We start from the raw sequence: 16,798 nt of genomic DNA, 5'->3' as shown, positions 1-16,798 counted from the left end.
AGCTAGAAGAGATTTTTCAGAGGAAGCAAAGTCTTTCCTGAGATTCCTCACTAGCTTTTTTGTAGGAAGGGGCAGCAAAATGACAAAACAAGTAAGAGAGCTAGGGGGATCTTCGATTGAGGAAATGTTTGCTTTAGCCACATATGCATTTAATGGGGCAGATACACCTGAAAGGAGAGAACGTTTTCGTACACTTGCGGAGAATTCCTGGAATTACGGTTTTTTTGATGAGGAGGATCGGCTAACAAGTCAAGTCACTGCGACTCCTTTCCCAGTGAATTTTTACGGACAAGAGTATTTAATGGCCGGTATTGGCTATGTTGCTTCTTATCCTGAAGCAAGGGGACAAGGCGGAATCAATCAGATCATGGAAAAGATTCTTGAAGATTGCCGTTATCGTAAAGTAAGCTTATCTTATCTGGCGCCCTTCTCCTATCCCTTCTATCGGCGCTATGGCTATGAACAATCGTTTGATAAAATCAGTTATCAACTAAACAGTCGTGACGTGCCTTTTACCAAAAAGAAATCTGGCAAGATGAAGCGTATGAATTTCGAAGATGCAAAAGCTGCTATCAAACGAATTTATGAACAGATGCCTGAAAATCAACGAGCTGGTCTGAAGCGCGAAGACTGGTGGTATACGTATAAATTCAAGCAAAAAGGTAATTACCAGTTTGCTTTGTATTTTGATGATACTGGGGAAGCAATGGGCTATGTCGTTTACCAGCTTGCAGCGTCTTCCTTTATTATTGTGGAATGGGGATTTTTGAATCACGATGCCTTTTGCAGCCTTGTCCGCTTTGTAAGTTCCCATAACGGTGCTTTTGAAACATTTGAATATTCATGTGGCTACGGTGGCAATGATCAAAATTATCTATTAGCAAATCCATTTGCTTCTGTAACGATCACACCTTATATGATGGCGAGGATCGTGGATATTTCTTTGTTTTTGGAAAAATATCCATTTAGAAAGAAACAAGCTGCCTTTGCTCTTCAGATAGAAGAAGATCAGTATGCAAAATGGAATGAAGGAATCGTGGAAGTAACGATTAAAAATGGAAAAAACCATCTCTCAAAAGTAGAACAAACGGCGTTACCGATCGTTCGCGGAAGTATCCAACATATCACACAGCTATTATTAGGATATCGTAAAGTTGAAGAGCTGGTATTCCAAGAGAGGATACAGGTGGCAAAAGAATATGAAGAAATGTTAAGTTCGATCTTGCCACAGCAACAGCCAATCCTTAATGACTATTTTTGATAAAAAACGGGGGATGACAATATTTTTGTCACCACCCGTTTATTTTTCGTTTGACATTTGAAGGAAAATATTAAAGTAAATCATCTTTTTTCGTAAATTTGAATTTTTTGTTTTCTTTTGTTTTAGGGTTTTCTTTTTTGTGGTCTTGGATTGCTTCTTTCGTGATCTTTTCCCGATTTTTTTTAGATGAATCTAAGCGTTCGGCATATACTTTTTCTTTTGGCTTATCATTCATTGGAAAGAACCTCCCTGTATTATTTCATTCTACTCCTAGTTTATCATCTGTTAAGAGCTAGTGGAAACGTTTTGCCTAACCTACAAGCTGATTTTTTTAGCAGATAAGCTTGCAAGTAAAAAACAAACAAGCTACAATTGATTTATTGAAATTGTTCCTGTAGCTCAGTAGGATAGAGCAATCGCCTCCTAAGCGATAGGTCGCTGGTTCGATTCCAGTCAGGAACGTATAAATAACCCCTGTATCCTTTGTGGTACAGGTTTTTTTATTTTAAAACAACAAAAATTAAATGTTTTATAATTAAAAAAACTTCATTTTTTATTGATATAAGGGTATAATTGTTGTTGAAGGAAGGTGATAAAAAAACATTTTCATTAAAACGGAAAGCAAAAAATAAAAATAAAAATGAAAGAAGGAGAAAAATTAAAAAAATGGATTCTTAGCGCTACATTGATTGTTTTACTTAGGGCTTTCGCAGATGCAAGGGTAATAGAACAAAGTGGTTTTACTGGTAGGTGTGTAGCTTTTCCAATGCTATGGAGCTAGAGCCTTTCTAGTGGGCATAAGTATGTTTAACTTTTTATGCTAATCTGGGCACATAATGTACAGGCGCACTACATAGAGAATCTCGAAAGTGGGATTAGTACTAAGTATAGTTGATACAAACAGCACTTCACAGCTAGAATAATTGGAAAGTCAGAAGTTTTTTGTTCGATTTGAAATACCTAGTTAGTTTGAATAAGTACATAAAGAATCTTCTTATTTAGCACTTAATAAAAAATATAAAAAACATTTAAAAGAGAAATTAAAGGGTTTCTCAATCTTTGATAAAAAAGGAGGAAGTAGAAAATGAAAAAAGCAAAATTGATACTTAGTACAATCGTCTTGACATCTTTATGTAGTGGTTTTTTAGGGACTGGGACGGTGGATGCCAGTGAATATAATAATAAAGTTTTTTCGCTTCGAGCTGCTAGTGATACAACGCTTACTGTGTCACGCATACCTCATAATCCTATTCTATATTTTGAAATTTCAATGGAAAATTATAATCAATCTGACTCAACCCAACGTTGGGTAATGGAGTACAATGCAAATGCCGGTGGTTATTATATCCGGGAGCAGATTCCGGGAAGTATGAATTTTACACCGCAATATATTTGGGATAGTGGAGGAAGCTTTTTGGACTTCTCGGGTAACAAAGAGAGGGTAGGGACTCTGTGGAAGTTATATTCAGCCGGACAGAATTCGTTGGGAAATATATTTTTTATAGAAAATATGTCAAACGGGAACTATATGAGTTGGACCAGAGGAGGTCATACTGATCGGGCGTTGAGGTCTACTGCATTTGATTGGAATTGGGAGCAAAGATTCATTGTACAAGTTGAAGGAGAAGTTTAAAAGAGAAAAATGGAAGTACACTAATACGTTCAATCTTTTTGACTTATATCTAGAGAGTGGGGCAATAATCAGATTTTTTTCTGACTATTGTCCCACTCTCTTTTTTATATATTTTTCGTTATTTTATTTGTGCTAACAAGATTTTGCTCAAGCCCAATCTCCATTACGGAAAATCGGTACTGTAGAACCGTCTTCGCGGATACCATCGATATCCATCTTGTCAGATCCTACCATGAAATCTACGTGGGTTTGACTTCTATTCAAACCAGCTTCTGCTAATTCTTCATCGGACATTTCTGTACCGCCTTTCACACTGAAGGCATAAGCAGATCCTAAGGCTAAATGGTTCGATGCGTTTTCATCAAATAGTGTATTGAAGAAAATGATACCAGATTGAGAAATAGGTGAAGGGTCAGGAACAAGTGCCACTTCTCCTAGACGACGCGCACCTTCATCGGTATCAAGCAATTTTTCTAAGACATCTTCGCCTTGTTCGGCAGAAAAGTCAACTACTTTTCCATCTTTGAAAGTAAATTTCATACCAGAGATGATCGTACCAGCATAACTCAGTGGTTTTGTACTTGAAATATACCCATCTACACGATGACTGTCAGGAGCGGTGAACACTTCTTCTGTTGGCATATTTGCCATGAATTTTTCCCCTCGAGCATTGTAGCTTCCAGCACCTTCCCAAAGATGGTTTTTAGGCAATCCAATGATGATATCCGTACCAGGAGCAGTGTAGTGCAGGGCAGAAAATTGTTCTTGATTCAATTCTTCTGCTTTTTTTGCTAATTTCTCATCGTGTTTTTTCCATGCTAAAACAGGGTCTTCTTCGTAGACACGAGTTGTTTTAAAAATTTGATCCCATAATGCATCAACTTGTTCTTCTTCTGGCAGATCTGGAAAAACTTTTGCTGCCCATTGTTTACCAGCAGCAGCTACAACAGTCCAACTGACTTTATTTGCCTGAGTTGCCTTGCGCAAATTCATTAGTGCTTTACCGGCAGCTGCTTGATAAGTTGCTACTCGGTGGCTGTCTACACCGGCAAACGCATCAGGATCGGCAGAAACGACACTAATCCTGCTTGCTCCTTTTTCAAGCCATTCATCCGCTTGAACGATTTTAGATTGTGGTACATCCTCAATACGATCTGTTGCTGCATGTAAAAGAAATTCTCTTTGAATCTGATCATCTGTCCACTGAACGATGACTTCAGCAGCTCCTAATTTGTAAGCTTCTTGTGTGATCAAGCGAGCAAGGGGTGCTTGGTCTACACTGATCTGTAAAACGACTGTGTGACCTTTTTCTGTGGCCACGCCAGTTTCTGCAATTAAGCGTGCATATTTTTTTAGAAGTTCATTAAAATTCGATAACATAATAAAAATTCCTCCTCACCATTTTTTCTGGTAACTATTAGCATGATACCATTTAATCATGATTCAAACAATGTAGCTTTAAATAAAAAAAGGAGGTTATTTTTTTCTGGTTGCGTTTCACGTTCTATGACACGACTTGCTATTTTAGCTTGTGAAGAAAATCGAAAACTAATTTTGCATATCAAAAAAAACATGTTACAATGAAATTAATCAATGGTGGAAGCGTTATAAAAAAATTGAGGAGATTAAAAAAATATGGCAAGAAAAAAGACGATTACTAAAGAACAGATTTTGGCAGCTGCTTATGAAGTAGCTGCCACCGAGGGATTTACACGATTTACTGCGAGAAACATTGCGAACAAAATGAATTGTTCCACGCAGCCGATCTATCTTGAGTTCAAAAATATGGATGACTTGAGACAAGCACTTTTTGAGCAAATCTATGATTATTTGCAATACGAAGTGTTTCCAGTTGAGCATACAGGGAATACGATTATCGATCTTGCTTTTAATTATATCCATTTTGCAAGAAGAGAGAAGAAGTTGTATCGTTCACTGTACTTAGAAGAATATGGTGGAGGAAAAGAGATGCAAAATTTCTCTTATACTTACTTTGTGAATACAGTGAAACGGGACCCAGCCTACGCGGATCTTTCAGAAGAACAGATCGAATCCTTGCATAACGGTACATGGATCATAGCTACCGGGATTGCAGCTTTGATGTCTTCAAGCATTATCCATCCAACTGATGAGCAGATTGAAAAAATGATCCAAGACAGCATTGATGCAATCTTGAATCTCAAAGAACCAATCGAAATCGATTGAATATACTCAAGAGTTTCGCCAATCAGTAGATAACAAGAGATGTGTCAACATAAGGAAAATTTCGTTTTTCTTACAGCGTATACATTTTTAACTCCCGAAGAACTCTTCCATGAATACAATAAAAGAGCCGTCTAGATTGATTCAATCTGGACGGCTCTTTTATATCTCAAGCATATTAAAGTTTTGCGACTAATTCTTTAGCGAAAGCTTCTAGATTTTCGATATCTTCTTCCTCAGCATTTAAGTCTACTTTTACATTTTCTGCGCCTTTTGATGCGCCTGTTTTTCCAAAAGCAGCATCGAAGTCATCCACTGATTTACAGAATTCATCGTAAAAAGTATCTCCAGATCCGCAGACGCCGTAGATTTTCCCTGATAGATCCAACTCTTGCAAGTCTTCATAAAAATCTACAATCTCATCAGGAAGATCGCCATCATCGTATGTATAAGTAGCTACGACGCAAATATCTGCCTCCTCGAATTCATCTGCATCTACTTGGGTACATTCGTTGATTTCGACTTCGATATCCATATTTTCAAATGCTTCTGCAACAATATCGGCGATTTCTTCAGTATTTCCTGTCATGCTAGCATATACGATTTTTGCTAAAGCCATGATGTGCCTCCTTGTTTAAAATTATTTAACAATTATGAATTATACCAAAACATCGTTGAAAAGAAAATAAAACCTAGAGACACATGGGAAATGTCATTTGGCTAAATGTATGCCGCTATGTTAAAATGAGAGAGATTTGTAAAAAGGAGACGAAAATATGATTACTTTAAAATCAGCACGTGAAATTGAAATGATGGCAGAATCTGGCGCTTTATTGGCAGATGTACATAAAAATCTGCGTGATTTTATCAAACCAGGCATAACAAGTTGGGATATTGAGGTATTTGTCAGAAACTATATCGAGAGTCATGGAGGAATCGCTGCGCAAATTGGCTTCGAAGGGTATGAATATGCGACTTGTATCAGTATCAATGATGAAATTTGTCATGGATTTCCTCGTAAAAAACCTTTGAAAAGCGGCGATTTGGTAAAAGTCGACATGTGTATCGATTTGAAAGGCGGCATTTCCGATTCTTGTTGGGCTTATGTAGTAGGAGAATCTACACCTGAGATCGACCGATTGATGGAAGTAACGAAGAAAGCATTGTACATCGGTATTGAGCAAGCACAAGTAGGAAATCGGATCGGCGACATCGGTCATGCTATCCAGACATATGTAGAAGGTGAAAATCTAGCGATCGTCCGTGATTTTATTGGTCATGGCGTTGGTCCGACGATCCATGAAGAACCAGCCGTTCCTCATTACGGAGAAGCTGGAAAAGGTTTGCGATTGAAAGAAGGTATGGTCATCACGATCGAGCCTATGGTCAATACCGGAACTTGGAAAATGAAAATGGATCCTAATGGTTGGACTGCTTATACAAGAGACGGCGGACTATCTTGCCAATATGAACATACATTGGCTATTACTAAAGATGGCCCTAGAATCTTGACATCACAAGGAGAAGAAGGTACCTATTGATTCAGCCAATTAATAGGTACGGGAGAGGTACATGAAAGTTTGGAACAAAATAAAACAAAATGAAAATCTGATGCGCTTTATTGAGACGACTCAAAAGCGCATCACTGATTCAGAAATGAGTACGACCTCGGTTGTCGTTGCTTATTATTTACTCTTGTCTTTATTTCCATTGATTATTGCTTTTGGTAATATTTTGCCGTTTCTCCATATCGATCAAGAGACTGTGCTGACCTATTTACGAGAAGTGATTCCTGAGACCGTTTACCAGTTTATTGGTCCTGCAATCAAGGACCTTTTGACACAAAGTTCAGGCGGTTTGCTATCCGTTTCTGCTTTAGCGGCCTTGTGGTCTGCCAGTCAAAGTATTAACGCTTTACAAATTGCGATGAATAAAGCGTATGGCGTAGAAAATAGAAAAAATTTTTTGATCGTTCGCTTCTTCTCGCTGATCGTAATCGTCTTGTTCATGATTGCCATTAGTGGAGTAACTATCGTTCTTGGTTTAGGACAGCTGATTTTAGATGCTATCCAACCGATTGTACAAATACCTGTGAACTTTATTGATCAGTTCCAAACCTTGAAATGGCCAATCACATTGGTGGCTTTATTTGTCATCATGTTCTTGATTTATTTAATTGTCCCTAATGCTCAGTTGAAGTTGAAGACGATTATTCCAGGTACGATCTTCGCTACCGTCGGCTGGATGCTGTTATCACAAGTGTTTAGTATCTATGCCAGATATTTTGCAACGAGGATCAGCGGTTATCAGATCATAGGAAGTTTTATTGTCCTCATGCTTTGGCTTAATTTTGCTGCTACGATCATCATTTTGGGCGGAATCATCAATGCAGTTGTTCAAGAATACGTGACGGGACATCAAATCAAAAAACGTCGAGATCCAAGCCGAAAATGGTTCAATAAATTGAAAGCTAAATTTTCTCATAAAAAAAAGTAGAAACAAGAGTTCTTATTGTAAATTTATATCAGTAATTTATAATAATTATGACTCTTAATTAAAGTAGGTGCCCATATGCTTGTTTCTTTTAGTATGGTTATAAGATTTTTTCTGACAATTTTATTATCACTGATATTAACACCTGTATTTAAAATCATTTCAGTACAAACGGGTATGGTCGACAAACCAAATGAAAGAAGGATAAACAAAGTTCCAATGCCTTCCGCAGGCGGACTGCCCATTTTTATTTCATTTGTTATATCGACTTTATTCTTATTCCGTAAAATCATTCCACAATCGTATATTGTGCCGATCTTGCTCGCTTCTTTGGTGATCATCGTCACAGGAGTACTCGATGATAAATTTGAGTTGACGCCTAAACAAAAGAGTGTAGGGATCTTGCTTGCCTCTCTTATTATTTATTTTGTAGCAGATATACGTATTGATTCCTTTACGCTTCCTTTTATTGGCTATGTTCAATTAGGATGGCTTAGTTTCCCTGTAACGATTTTTTGGATCTTCGGTATCACGAACGCAGTCAATCTGATTGACGGTTTAGACGGGTTAGCGGCAGGGATTTCATTGATTGGTTTAATCACGATAGGCATCATTGGGTATTTTTTCCTTCATGCTTCCACAGTGTACATCCCGGTCGTTATTTTCTGTCTTGTAGCAAGTATTATCGGATTTTTCCCGTACAATTTTTATCCGGCAAAGATTTATTTAGGCGATACAGGAGCGTTATTCTTAGGGTTCATGATGGCCGTCCTTTCACTACAAGGGCTGAAGAACGTAACTTTTGTTTCGTCAATTTCTCTACTGATCGTCATGGGCGTTCCGGTAACAGATACGTTTTTTGCTATCATTAGAAGAAAAGCAAACCGTGTTTCTTTTTCTACAGCAGATAAAAAACATCTTCATCACCGACTAATCAGTTTAGGATTTACTCATAAAGGTGCCGTCCTGACGATTTATGCGATGGCTTTGATGTTTTCTTTCACAGCTATGGTCATGAATTATACTGGAAGAATCGGAACGATTGTATTGATTATTGCTATGCTATTTGCTGCAATTTTATTATTTGAATTGATTGGTCTGATTAACGAGAAACATCAGTTTATTTTAAAAACATTGCGATTTTTAGGGAATAAAGAGTATCGTACGCAAGTAAAACAGAAATATTTGAAGAAATGGAACCGTCATATAGATGAATAACAAATTAAACCAGCCAATTCTTATTAGTATTGTAACGGCGAACAGTGATAAGATTTTTCGGACACTAGATAATTTTATTTCCACTGTAAAAGATGAAACAGCGATAAAAATTCGGATTTTTGACAACAACTCCCTTCCGGAATATAAAAGCAGACTAAAAGAATATGTGACATATCCGTATATCGAAATCTATTTTCATGATGAAAATTCCGGATTCGGTTATGGACATAATCACAATCTGCTGAAGAGCGATTGCCACTATGGCATTATTTGTAATCCAGATATTTTAGTGGATGAAGAAACAGTTACAGCATTGGTGTTGTTACTGAAAGAACATCCCGAATGCGCGATGTTAGCACCTAAGATTCTTAATGAAGATGGGACCACTCAGCACCTCATTCGTGAGCGGCTGGCTGTTTTTGATTATGTTTTGCGCTTTGTGCCTTTCAAATGGGTCAAAAAAAGGTTTGATAAACGGCTAGCTGTCTTTGAATGCCGTGGCTTGCCCACTGATGTTGATAGTTATGTGCGAATGATCTCGGGCAGTTTTATGGTAGCTGATATTGATAAATTTAAAGAGATAAGGGGATTTGATGAGCGTTTCTTCATGTACTTTGAAGATAATGACTTGTGCTTGAGTTTTGAAAAAGCAGGTTACAAATTATTGTACACACCCTTTTATGCAGTCGTCCATTTTTATGGAAAGGGTGCACATCGAAATGCAAAACTTTTTCGTGTGTTTTTGACTTCTATGATGAAATTTTTCAATAAGTGGGGGTGGCGTTTTTTCTGATGAAACCAGAAATAGTAGTAGTAGTCGTGCTATATCAGCAACTATTCAGCCAATCTCCAACTTATGAACCATTAAGCAAAGCACTTAGCGAAAAGCATATTCAGCTTGTTATTTACGATAATAGTCCTCAAAGACAGCAAAATGAGCTGTTTGAAAAAGAAAACACCATTTACTATCATGATCCGCAAAACCCTGGATTAGCGGCGGCTTATAATTATGCGTTGTCTCAAGCAAATGAAAGAACACGTTGTATCGTTACATTGGATCAGGATACGAGGCTAGTCGACGACTATTTTGAAATCTTGCGTAAGGTAGCTTTTACAGATGAATGTGTTGCTGCAGTTCCGATGATTTTTTCTGGGGGACGGCAAGTTTCTCCCGTCTATTCAAATCATTATATCAATCGTACAGCACAAGCAGTAGAAGTAGACGGTACGACAGCTGAAAGAATCATGGCAATCAATTCAGGTGTGGCATGGTCTGTCAAATTTCTAAAAAAGATTGGCGGGTTTAATCCTGCTTTTTCTTTAGATTTTTTGGACCATTGGCTGTTTTGGAAAGTGAATCAGTTGGAAAAAATGGTGGAGATATTACCAGTACGACTGGAACATGATCTTTCGGTATTAGACTATGAAAAAGTTACAAGCAATAGATACCGTTCTATTTTACAAGCAGAAAATCGATTTTATCATGAATATGATCAAAGACATTTATCCAGTCACCGACAACAATTATTGTTAAGAACAGTTAAACAGTTTTTGACCGTCAAAAACCGGCATATCTGGCGGATGACTTTGCGCTCATATGTTAAGAATTGGAAGGTGTGAATTCGTGCGTTCGGTTTGTATAGCTACCTTTAATGGGGGCAGATATTTAAGAGAGCAGTTGGATAGTATTTTATCTCAGCTTTCAGCAGAAGATGAAGTGATTATTTCTGATGATGGGTCAGTAGATGATACATGGGATATATTGACTGAATACGCAGAAAAAGATAGACGGATAAAGCTTTTTTCAGGACCTCGTCAAGGGTTGATCGCTAATTTTGGCTATGCGATCCAGCAGACAAAAGGAGAGCTAATCTTTTTGGCAGATCAAGATGATGTTTGGTTAGAGACAAAAGTGAAAAAAATCACTGACTATTTTGAACAGCATCCGGATCAGTTAGTAGTCGTTTCAGATTTGATCATTGTGAACAGTAAGCTGCAAGAGATCCATGCTTCCTATTTTTCATTCCGAAATTCCAAAGAAGGATGGGTCAATAATGTGATACGAAGTCATTATATTGGTGCAGGTATGGCTTTTCGCTCTTCGTTGAAATCCGATATTTTGCCGATTCCCTCAGAAGTGCCTATGCATGACATGTGGATCGGTTTGTTGGGAGGAAGGAAGACTGGGTTTCTGAGAGAACCTTTGACACTGTATCGAAGACATGATTTAAATGCGAGTGAGATTGAAACGCATTCTAAATTACGCCAAAAAATTTCCTGGCGTGTTCATCTGATTACGGCGTTGATCAAACGAAAATGGTTTAAACGTTGATAAAAGATGTTTAAATCCTTAATATTTCCATGACAAATATAACGATTGATGAGATAATAGCAAAGTGAAATTTGAAATCAAAAAGGAGAGCATATATCCATGAAGGGAATCATTCTTGCTGGGGGCAGCGGAACACGTCTGTACCCTTTAACAAAGGCAACATCGAAACAATTGATGCCGATTTATGACAAACCAATGATTTATTATCCAATGTCTACTCTGATGTTGGCGGGAATCAAAGAAATTCTGATTATTTCAACGCCACAAGATACACCACGTTTCAAGGAATTGTTTGGAAACGGAAATGATTTAGGACTGCAGATCGAATATGCAGTACAAGAAAGTCCAGATGGATTGGCACAAGCATTTATCATTGGAGAAGAATTTATTGGAGATGATAGTGTCTGCTTGGTATTAGGAGACAATATTTACTACGGTGGCGGTCTGTCTAAAATGTTGCAACGAGCAGCTTCAAAAGATGCAGGCGCGACAGTATTTGGCTATCATGTCAATGATCCAGAACGCTTTGGTGTAGTAGAATTTGATGAGAATATGCAAGCTTTGTCGATTGAAGAAAAGCCTGCTCAGCCAAAATCAAATTACGCAGTAACTGGCCTTTATTTTTATGACAATGAGGTGATTTCTATTGCTAAAGGAATCAAACCGTCAGAACGTGGAGAATTAGAAATCACAGATGTCAATAAAGCATATTTGGATAAAGGAAAATTATCTGTAGAACTTATGGGACGCGGATTTGCTTGGCTTGATACAGGAACACATGAATCATTGCTTGAAGCATCTACCTTTATCGAAACGATTGAAAAACGTCAGAATTTAAAAGTGGCTTGTTTGGAAGAAATTGCTTACCGTATGGGCTACATTGATAAAGAACAACTGCTAGCCCTTGCACAGCCTTTGAAAAAAAATCAATACGGTCAATATTTATTGAATTTGGCCGCTGAATAAGGAGTTCCTACAGATGAAAGTAACAGATACAAAATTAACAGATGTAAAAATCGTGGAAATGGATGTCTTTGGCGACCATCGCGGTTTTTTTACAGAAAGCTATTCAAAAGCAAAATTTGCAGAACATGGATTAGATTATGACTTTGTTCAAGACAATCATTCGTTATCTGCTGAAGCTGGTGTTCTTCGGGGGCTCCATTTCCAAAAAGGAGAAGCTGCACAGACAAAATTGATTCGTGTGGTTACTGGAGCAGTTTTAGACGTAGTAGTGGACATCCGCAAAGGCAGCCCGACTTATGGTCAATGGGACGGATTTATCTTATCTGAACATAATCATCGTCAGTTGCTTGTACCTAAAGGATATGCACATGGATTCGTTACTTTGACACCAAACGTGAACTTCCTTTACAAGTGTGATAATTACTATAATGCAGAAGCAGATGGAGGCATCGCATTTGATGATCCAGATTTAGCGATTGATTGGCCAATTGATCCATCAAGAGCGATTATGTCGGAAAAAGATCACCGTCATCCGACATTAAAAGAATTTGAAGCAGAAAATCCATTTGTTTACGGAGAAATCTAAGAATTAAGGAGAAATTTTCTTATGAAAAACATCATTGTTACCGGAGGTGCCGGATTCATCGGCTCTAATTTCGTTCATTACGTGGTAAACAATCATCCAGAAGTGCATGTCACTGTTTTGGATAAACTGACTTATGCAGGAAACAAAGAGAACTTGGCTGGACTTCCTAGCGATCGCGTAGAATTAGTCGTAGGAGATGTTGCAGATGCAGAATTAGTGGACCGTCTAGTAAAAGAAGCGGATGCAGTTGTTCATTACGCGGCAGAATCCCATAACGATAATTCATTAAAAGATCCTTTCCCATTTGTACAAACGAATATCATTGGTACGTATACACTTTTAGAAGCTTGCCGCAAGTATGATGTACGCTACCATCACGTATCTACTGACGAGGTTTACGGAGATCTTCCATTACGTGAAGACCTACCGGGACATGGAGAAGGCGAAGGAGAAAAATTCACTGCCGAAACACCATATAATCCTTCAAGCCCATATTCTTCTACAAAAGCTGGTTCAGATCTGTTAGTAAAAGCGTGGGTACGTTCTTTTGGCTTACGTGCAACTATTTCAAATTGTTCAAACAACTATGGTCCTTACCAGCATATTGAAAAATTTATACCTCGCCAAGTAACGAACATTTTAAGCGGTATTCGTCCAAAACTATACGGTGAAGGGAAAAATGTTCGTGACTGGATCCATACAAATGATCATTCTTCAGCAGTGTGGTTGATCTTGACAAAAGGCAGAATTGGCGAAACCTATCTGATCGGTGCGGACGGCGAAGAAGATAATAAGACCGTGATGGAATTGATCTTAGAAATGATGGGTCAACCAAAAGACGCATACGACCATGTAAACGACCGTGCAGGGCACGATTTGCGTTATGCAATCGATTCGACAAAATTGCGAGAAGAGCTAGGTTGGCAGCCTGAGTTTACGAACTTCCGTGATGGGTTGGCTGACACGATCAAATGGTACGAAGAACATGAAGACTGGTGGAAAAAAGAAAAAGAGGCCGTTGAAGCAGCATATGCCAAAAATGGACAATAATACAGAGGAAATTTCACTGTATTAATGGAAAAACACATGTGAGGCAGGCGCTCGCCTGTCTCTTTTTTAAAATAAAAATCAAGGAGCGGATAACCATATGTTTTTATTAACTGGAGGAAATGGACAATTAGGTACAGAATTGCGTCATTTATTAGATGAAAAAAATCTGCCATATGTTTCAACAGATGCAAAAGACTTGGATATCACAGATGCCGAGAAAACAATGGCTTATATTACAGAATTAAAACCGGATGTTATTTTCCATTGCGCAGCTTACACAGCAGTAGATAAAGCAGAAGATGAAGCAAAAGAATTAGATGAGAAAATCAATGTCGATGGCACAAGAAATGTAGCACTTGCAGCAAAAGCTGTGAATGCTCAATTCGTCTATATCAGTACAGACTATGTCTTCGATGGAAAAAACAAAAATGTAGAGTACGAAGTAGATGACCAAACGAATCCACTAAATGAATATGGTCGTACGAAATTATTAGGTGAAAAAGCAGTAGAAGAGATTTTAGAAGACTATTATATCATACGAACTTCTTGGGTTTTCGGGATTTATGGACACAATTTCGTCTTCACGATGCAACGCCTAGCGGAAACCCGCGACAAACTGACTGTAGTAAATGACCAGTTCGGGCGGCCAACTTGGACACGTACTTTGGCAGAATTTATGGTATATGTCATCGAAGAAAAAGCACCATTCGGTATTTATCATTTGTCGAACGAAAATAGCTGTTCTTGGTATGAATTTGCCAAAGAAATATTGAAAGATACAGATGTGGAAGTAGCGCCTGTTACATCGGAAGAATTTCCACAAAAAGCAACGCGTCCGCAGTATTCAGTCATGAGCCTGAAAAAGACAGAAGCGTTAGGATTTGTCATACCAACTTGGCAAGAAGCACTTGCGCAAATGCTGGAAGCTGCCAAAAAAATGAATAAGTAATTTCCTTTTTATCAAATAGAATTTGGAGCATGATATGGAAAAACAAACAAGAAGTGCACGACGAAAAGAAAAACCAAAAGCGAATCAGGCAGATTCGAATTTGGTGCTTGACCTGTTTCTAAAACTCCGATACCTTATTGGCGTTTTAGTCATCGTGGTCATTGTTACTTTTAATTTAAACGGAAGTTCACTTGGTGTTTGGGATAAATATGTGTCGCAAAGAGACGATGGGAAAAAAACTGATGTGATTTTTGGACAGAATCGGGAAGTACGGTCAGATGAATGGCTGGTGCAGACACCTTTTTACCTCTCACAAGCTGAAGAGGACTTTCCGTTGGTGAACGAAGATTATTCACTGAACGGACAAAACATGATCATTGCGTATAATTCTCCTGTAAAGGATATTACGGTTATCGGAAAACCATTCAACTGGGGATTCTTTTTCCTCGGAAGAGATCGAGGCCTTTCCTTTTATTGGGCGATGAAATTAGTCGTCATGGTCTTGCTTGGATTCGAAGTACTGATGATATTAACGAAGAGAAAAAAAGCTCTATCGCTGATCGGTGCATTTGCGCTGACATTTTCTCCCGCAGTCCAGTGGTGGTTCATGCAGCATGTGGGCGATTTGATTTTCTTTACTTTGGGATTGATGACTGCTTTTTATCATTATTTCTACAATCATGATAAAAAATGGCTACGAACGTTGATGATGCTTTTGGTAGTTATTTTCGGTATTGGGTTTATTTTAGTGATTTACCCAGCCCATCAAGTGATGCTAGCGTACTTGCTGATTTTTTATTTTGTTGGCCTGCTTATTTACTACAGCAAGAAAATTTCTTGGGATCTGTTGGATGTAGTGTTGATTGGAGGGGCAGTTTTATTTATTGGCGGAGTCATGGTTCATTTCTGGTTGACGTCAAAAGACGCATTGTTAGCTTCTTTGGATACCTTATATCCAGGAAAACGAGTCAGCACCGGTGGAAAGTGGACGATTGGCGAATTTTTTTCTTTCCTGACAAACTGGAAAATCCCTTTTGAAGACATCAACTATTCGAATAACTCTGAAGTGGCTTTGTTCTATCACTTCTTTCCGACTGTATTCCTAGCCAGTCCATTTGTGTTATTTGGCAAAAAAGATAGTGAACAAAAGTTATTGGGACGTATTTTGATGATTTTTTGTCTGTTTTCTATCTTTTGGATTACCGTTGGATTGCCAAAATGGCTAGCAGAAATTACTCTGCTGTCTTATGTTCCTCCTTTAAGAGCCATCCTTACTTTTAGTTTTGCGGCTTGCCTATTATCAATTTGGTTCATCGCTTATATTTGGAGAGAAGATGTTATTCCTATTTGGTATAAATTCATTTTACTGGCAGTAAACGCATGGTCTTATTTCTATGCAATTACTCATTCGAAGATGGATAATTATTTTTCAGATTTCGAAACCATCGCAGTTGCTGTGTTGGGAACAGTGATTCTAGCTTTTGCATTATTTGGCTGGAGACGCTCGTTTTATCTTGCTTTTACCGCCGTGATCATCGCATCTGGTTTCTTTGTCAATCCAGTCGTAGAAGGTACTGGAGCGATTTTTGAAAAAACACTGGCAAAAGAAATCCGAAAAATCGATCAACAAGATCCTGGCAAAGTCTGGTTGACTGAAGATGAACTGTATAATTTCACCCCAACTTTGGGTGTGAAATCTTTCAATACAGTCCGCTTTTATCCAGATATGGCTGCATGGAAGAAAATCGATCCAAAAGAAGAACATGAGAAGTATTATAATCGGTATGCTCACACAAGAGCTTTTATCGCTAAGGAAGATACAAAGTTCATTTTAGATCGTCCAGATATGTTCTCGGTCACGTTGAATTTTGAAGACGCAGAAAAATTAGGGATCAACTATGTAATCAGTAAGCGACCGTTAACTGATTACAATCAGTTATATGAAGCTCAATTCACACAACTATATGGACCGGACAAAGACGGTTATATGATTTTTAAAGTAGAATATCCGGATTATCCAGATGTACCACAAACACAAACTCAGGAAAATCAGCTAGTCTTACAGTAATGGGCTAGCTGAGAATAACCCTGAAGTATTATTAGAAAGG

General features: G+C 38.1%; 17 protein-coding genes and 1 tRNA gene. 15 read left to right on the top strand and 3 right to left on the bottom strand.

Annotated elements, in window-relative coordinates; all coding sequences use genetic code 11:
- Positions 1–79 precede the first annotated feature (79 nt).
- The gene (gene eis / locus AB3I27_RS08155; protein ID WP_368022967.1) at positions 80–1,261 is read left to right on the top strand and encodes an enhanced intracellular survival protein Eis; all 1,182 of its coding nucleotides are present in this window, start codon (positions 80–82) and stop codon (positions 1,259–1,261) included.
- 70 nt (positions 1,262–1,331) lie between these two features.
- Here eis and AB3I27_RS08150 read toward each other — a convergent pair whose 3' ends face one another.
- Complete coding sequence (locus AB3I27_RS08150) at positions 1,332–1,496, bottom strand: hypothetical protein (protein ID WP_368022966.1); 165 nt, start codon at positions 1,494–1,496, stop codon at positions 1,332–1,334.
- A gap of 153 nt (positions 1,497–1,649) precedes the next feature.
- Between AB3I27_RS08150 and AB3I27_RS08145 the strand changes: the two genes are divergently transcribed.
- Positions 1,650–1,723, top strand: a tRNA-Arg gene (locus AB3I27_RS08145).
- Between the two features lie 622 nt (positions 1,724–2,345).
- A complete protein-coding gene (locus tag AB3I27_RS08140; protein ID WP_222896852.1) occupies positions 2,346–2,894 on the top strand; it encodes a hypothetical protein in 549 nt (182 codons plus the stop codon).
- 147 nt (positions 2,895–3,041) lie between these two features.
- On the opposite strand, the gene AB3I27_RS08135 is transcribed toward AB3I27_RS08140, so the two are convergent.
- Positions 3,042–4,274, bottom strand: coding sequence for an aminopeptidase (locus tag AB3I27_RS08135; RefSeq protein WP_002292896.1), 1,233 nt, complete (start codon positions 4,272–4,274; stop codon positions 3,042–3,044).
- 255 nt (positions 4,275–4,529) lie between these two features.
- On the opposite strand from AB3I27_RS08135, the gene AB3I27_RS08130 reads away from it, so the two are divergent.
- Positions 4,530–5,099, top strand: coding sequence for a TetR/AcrR family transcriptional regulator (locus tag AB3I27_RS08130; RefSeq protein WP_002292894.1), 570 nt, complete (start codon positions 4,530–4,532; stop codon positions 5,097–5,099).
- 175 nt (positions 5,100–5,274) lie between these two features.
- Here AB3I27_RS08130 and AB3I27_RS08125 read toward each other — a convergent pair whose 3' ends face one another.
- Positions 5,275–5,715, bottom strand: coding sequence for a flavodoxin (locus tag AB3I27_RS08125; RefSeq protein ID WP_002292892.1), 441 nt, complete (start codon positions 5,713–5,715; stop codon positions 5,275–5,277).
- Positions 5,716–5,872: 157 nt separating this feature from the next.
- Here AB3I27_RS08125 and map point away from each other — a divergent pair, with 157 nt between their 5' ends.
- The 11 genes from map to AB3I27_RS08070 all read left to right on the top strand — a co-directional run bounded on the left by map (position 5,873) and on the right by AB3I27_RS08070 (position 16,758).
- The gene (map, locus tag AB3I27_RS08120) at positions 5,873–6,637 is read left to right on the top strand and encodes a type I methionyl aminopeptidase (RefSeq protein ID WP_002292891.1); all 765 of its coding nucleotides are present in this window, start codon (positions 5,873–5,875) and stop codon (positions 6,635–6,637) included.
- Positions 6,638–6,668: 31 nt separating this feature from the next.
- On the top strand, positions 6,669–7,592 hold the full coding sequence (locus AB3I27_RS08115; RefSeq protein ID WP_002292890.1) for a YihY/virulence factor BrkB family protein: 924 nt from the start codon (positions 6,669–6,671) through the stop codon (positions 7,590–7,592).
- A 75-nt stretch (positions 7,593–7,667) separates the two neighbouring features.
- Positions 7,668–8,807 carry an MraY family glycosyltransferase gene (locus tag AB3I27_RS08110; protein ID WP_002292888.1) on the top strand — a complete coding sequence of 380 codons (1,140 nt, stop codon included), beginning with the start codon at positions 7,668–7,670 and terminating at the stop codon, positions 8,805–8,807.
- Positions 8,800–9,600: a glycosyltransferase gene (locus AB3I27_RS08105; protein WP_002292887.1), complete on the top strand. Its 801-nt coding sequence runs from the start codon at positions 8,800–8,802 to the stop codon at positions 9,598–9,600. Before AB3I27_RS08110 ends, AB3I27_RS08105 begins: the two co-directional genes overlap by 8 nt.
- Entirely contained in the window at positions 9,600–10,427 is an 828-nt protein-coding gene (locus AB3I27_RS08100) for a glycosyltransferase (RefSeq protein ID WP_002292886.1), read from the top strand. The genes AB3I27_RS08105 and AB3I27_RS08100 overlap by 1 nt, the downstream gene beginning before the upstream one ends.
- A 4-nt stretch (positions 10,428–10,431) precedes the next feature.
- A complete protein-coding gene (locus tag AB3I27_RS08095) occupies positions 10,432–11,139 on the top strand; it encodes a glycosyltransferase family 2 protein (RefSeq protein ID WP_002292885.1) in 708 nt (235 codons plus the stop codon).
- A 99-nt stretch (positions 11,140–11,238) separates the two neighbouring features.
- Positions 11,239–12,105: a glucose-1-phosphate thymidylyltransferase RfbA gene (gene rfbA / locus AB3I27_RS08090; RefSeq protein ID WP_002292884.1), complete on the top strand. Its 867-nt coding sequence runs from the start codon at positions 11,239–11,241 to the stop codon at positions 12,103–12,105.
- A 13-nt stretch (positions 12,106–12,118) separates the two neighbouring features.
- Positions 12,119–12,691, top strand: a complete 573-nt coding sequence (rfbC, locus tag AB3I27_RS08085; protein ID WP_002292883.1) for a dTDP-4-dehydrorhamnose 3,5-epimerase — start codon at positions 12,119–12,121, stop codon at positions 12,689–12,691.
- Between the two features lie 21 nt (positions 12,692–12,712).
- Positions 12,713–13,741, top strand: a complete 1,029-nt coding sequence (rfbB, locus tag AB3I27_RS08080; RefSeq protein WP_002292882.1) for a dTDP-glucose 4,6-dehydratase — start codon at positions 12,713–12,715, stop codon at positions 13,739–13,741.
- 97 nt (positions 13,742–13,838) lie between these two features.
- Complete coding sequence (gene rfbD / locus AB3I27_RS08075) at positions 13,839–14,690, top strand: dTDP-4-dehydrorhamnose reductase (RefSeq protein WP_002314207.1); 852 nt, start codon at positions 13,839–13,841, stop codon at positions 14,688–14,690.
- 34 nt (positions 14,691–14,724) lie between these two features.
- The gene (locus AB3I27_RS08070; protein ID WP_002320026.1) at positions 14,725–16,758 is read left to right on the top strand and encodes a hypothetical protein; all 2,034 of its coding nucleotides are present in this window, start codon (positions 14,725–14,727) and stop codon (positions 16,756–16,758) included.
- The last annotated feature ends 40 nt before the right edge of the window (positions 16,759–16,798 follow it).

The organism is Enterococcus sp. C46 (genome assembly GCF_040887565.1).
GTDB classification, from domain to species: domain Bacteria; phylum Bacillota; class Bacilli; order Lactobacillales; family Enterococcaceae; genus Enterococcus_B; species Enterococcus_B lactis.
This window is presented reverse-complemented; position numbering and strand designations above follow the sequence as displayed.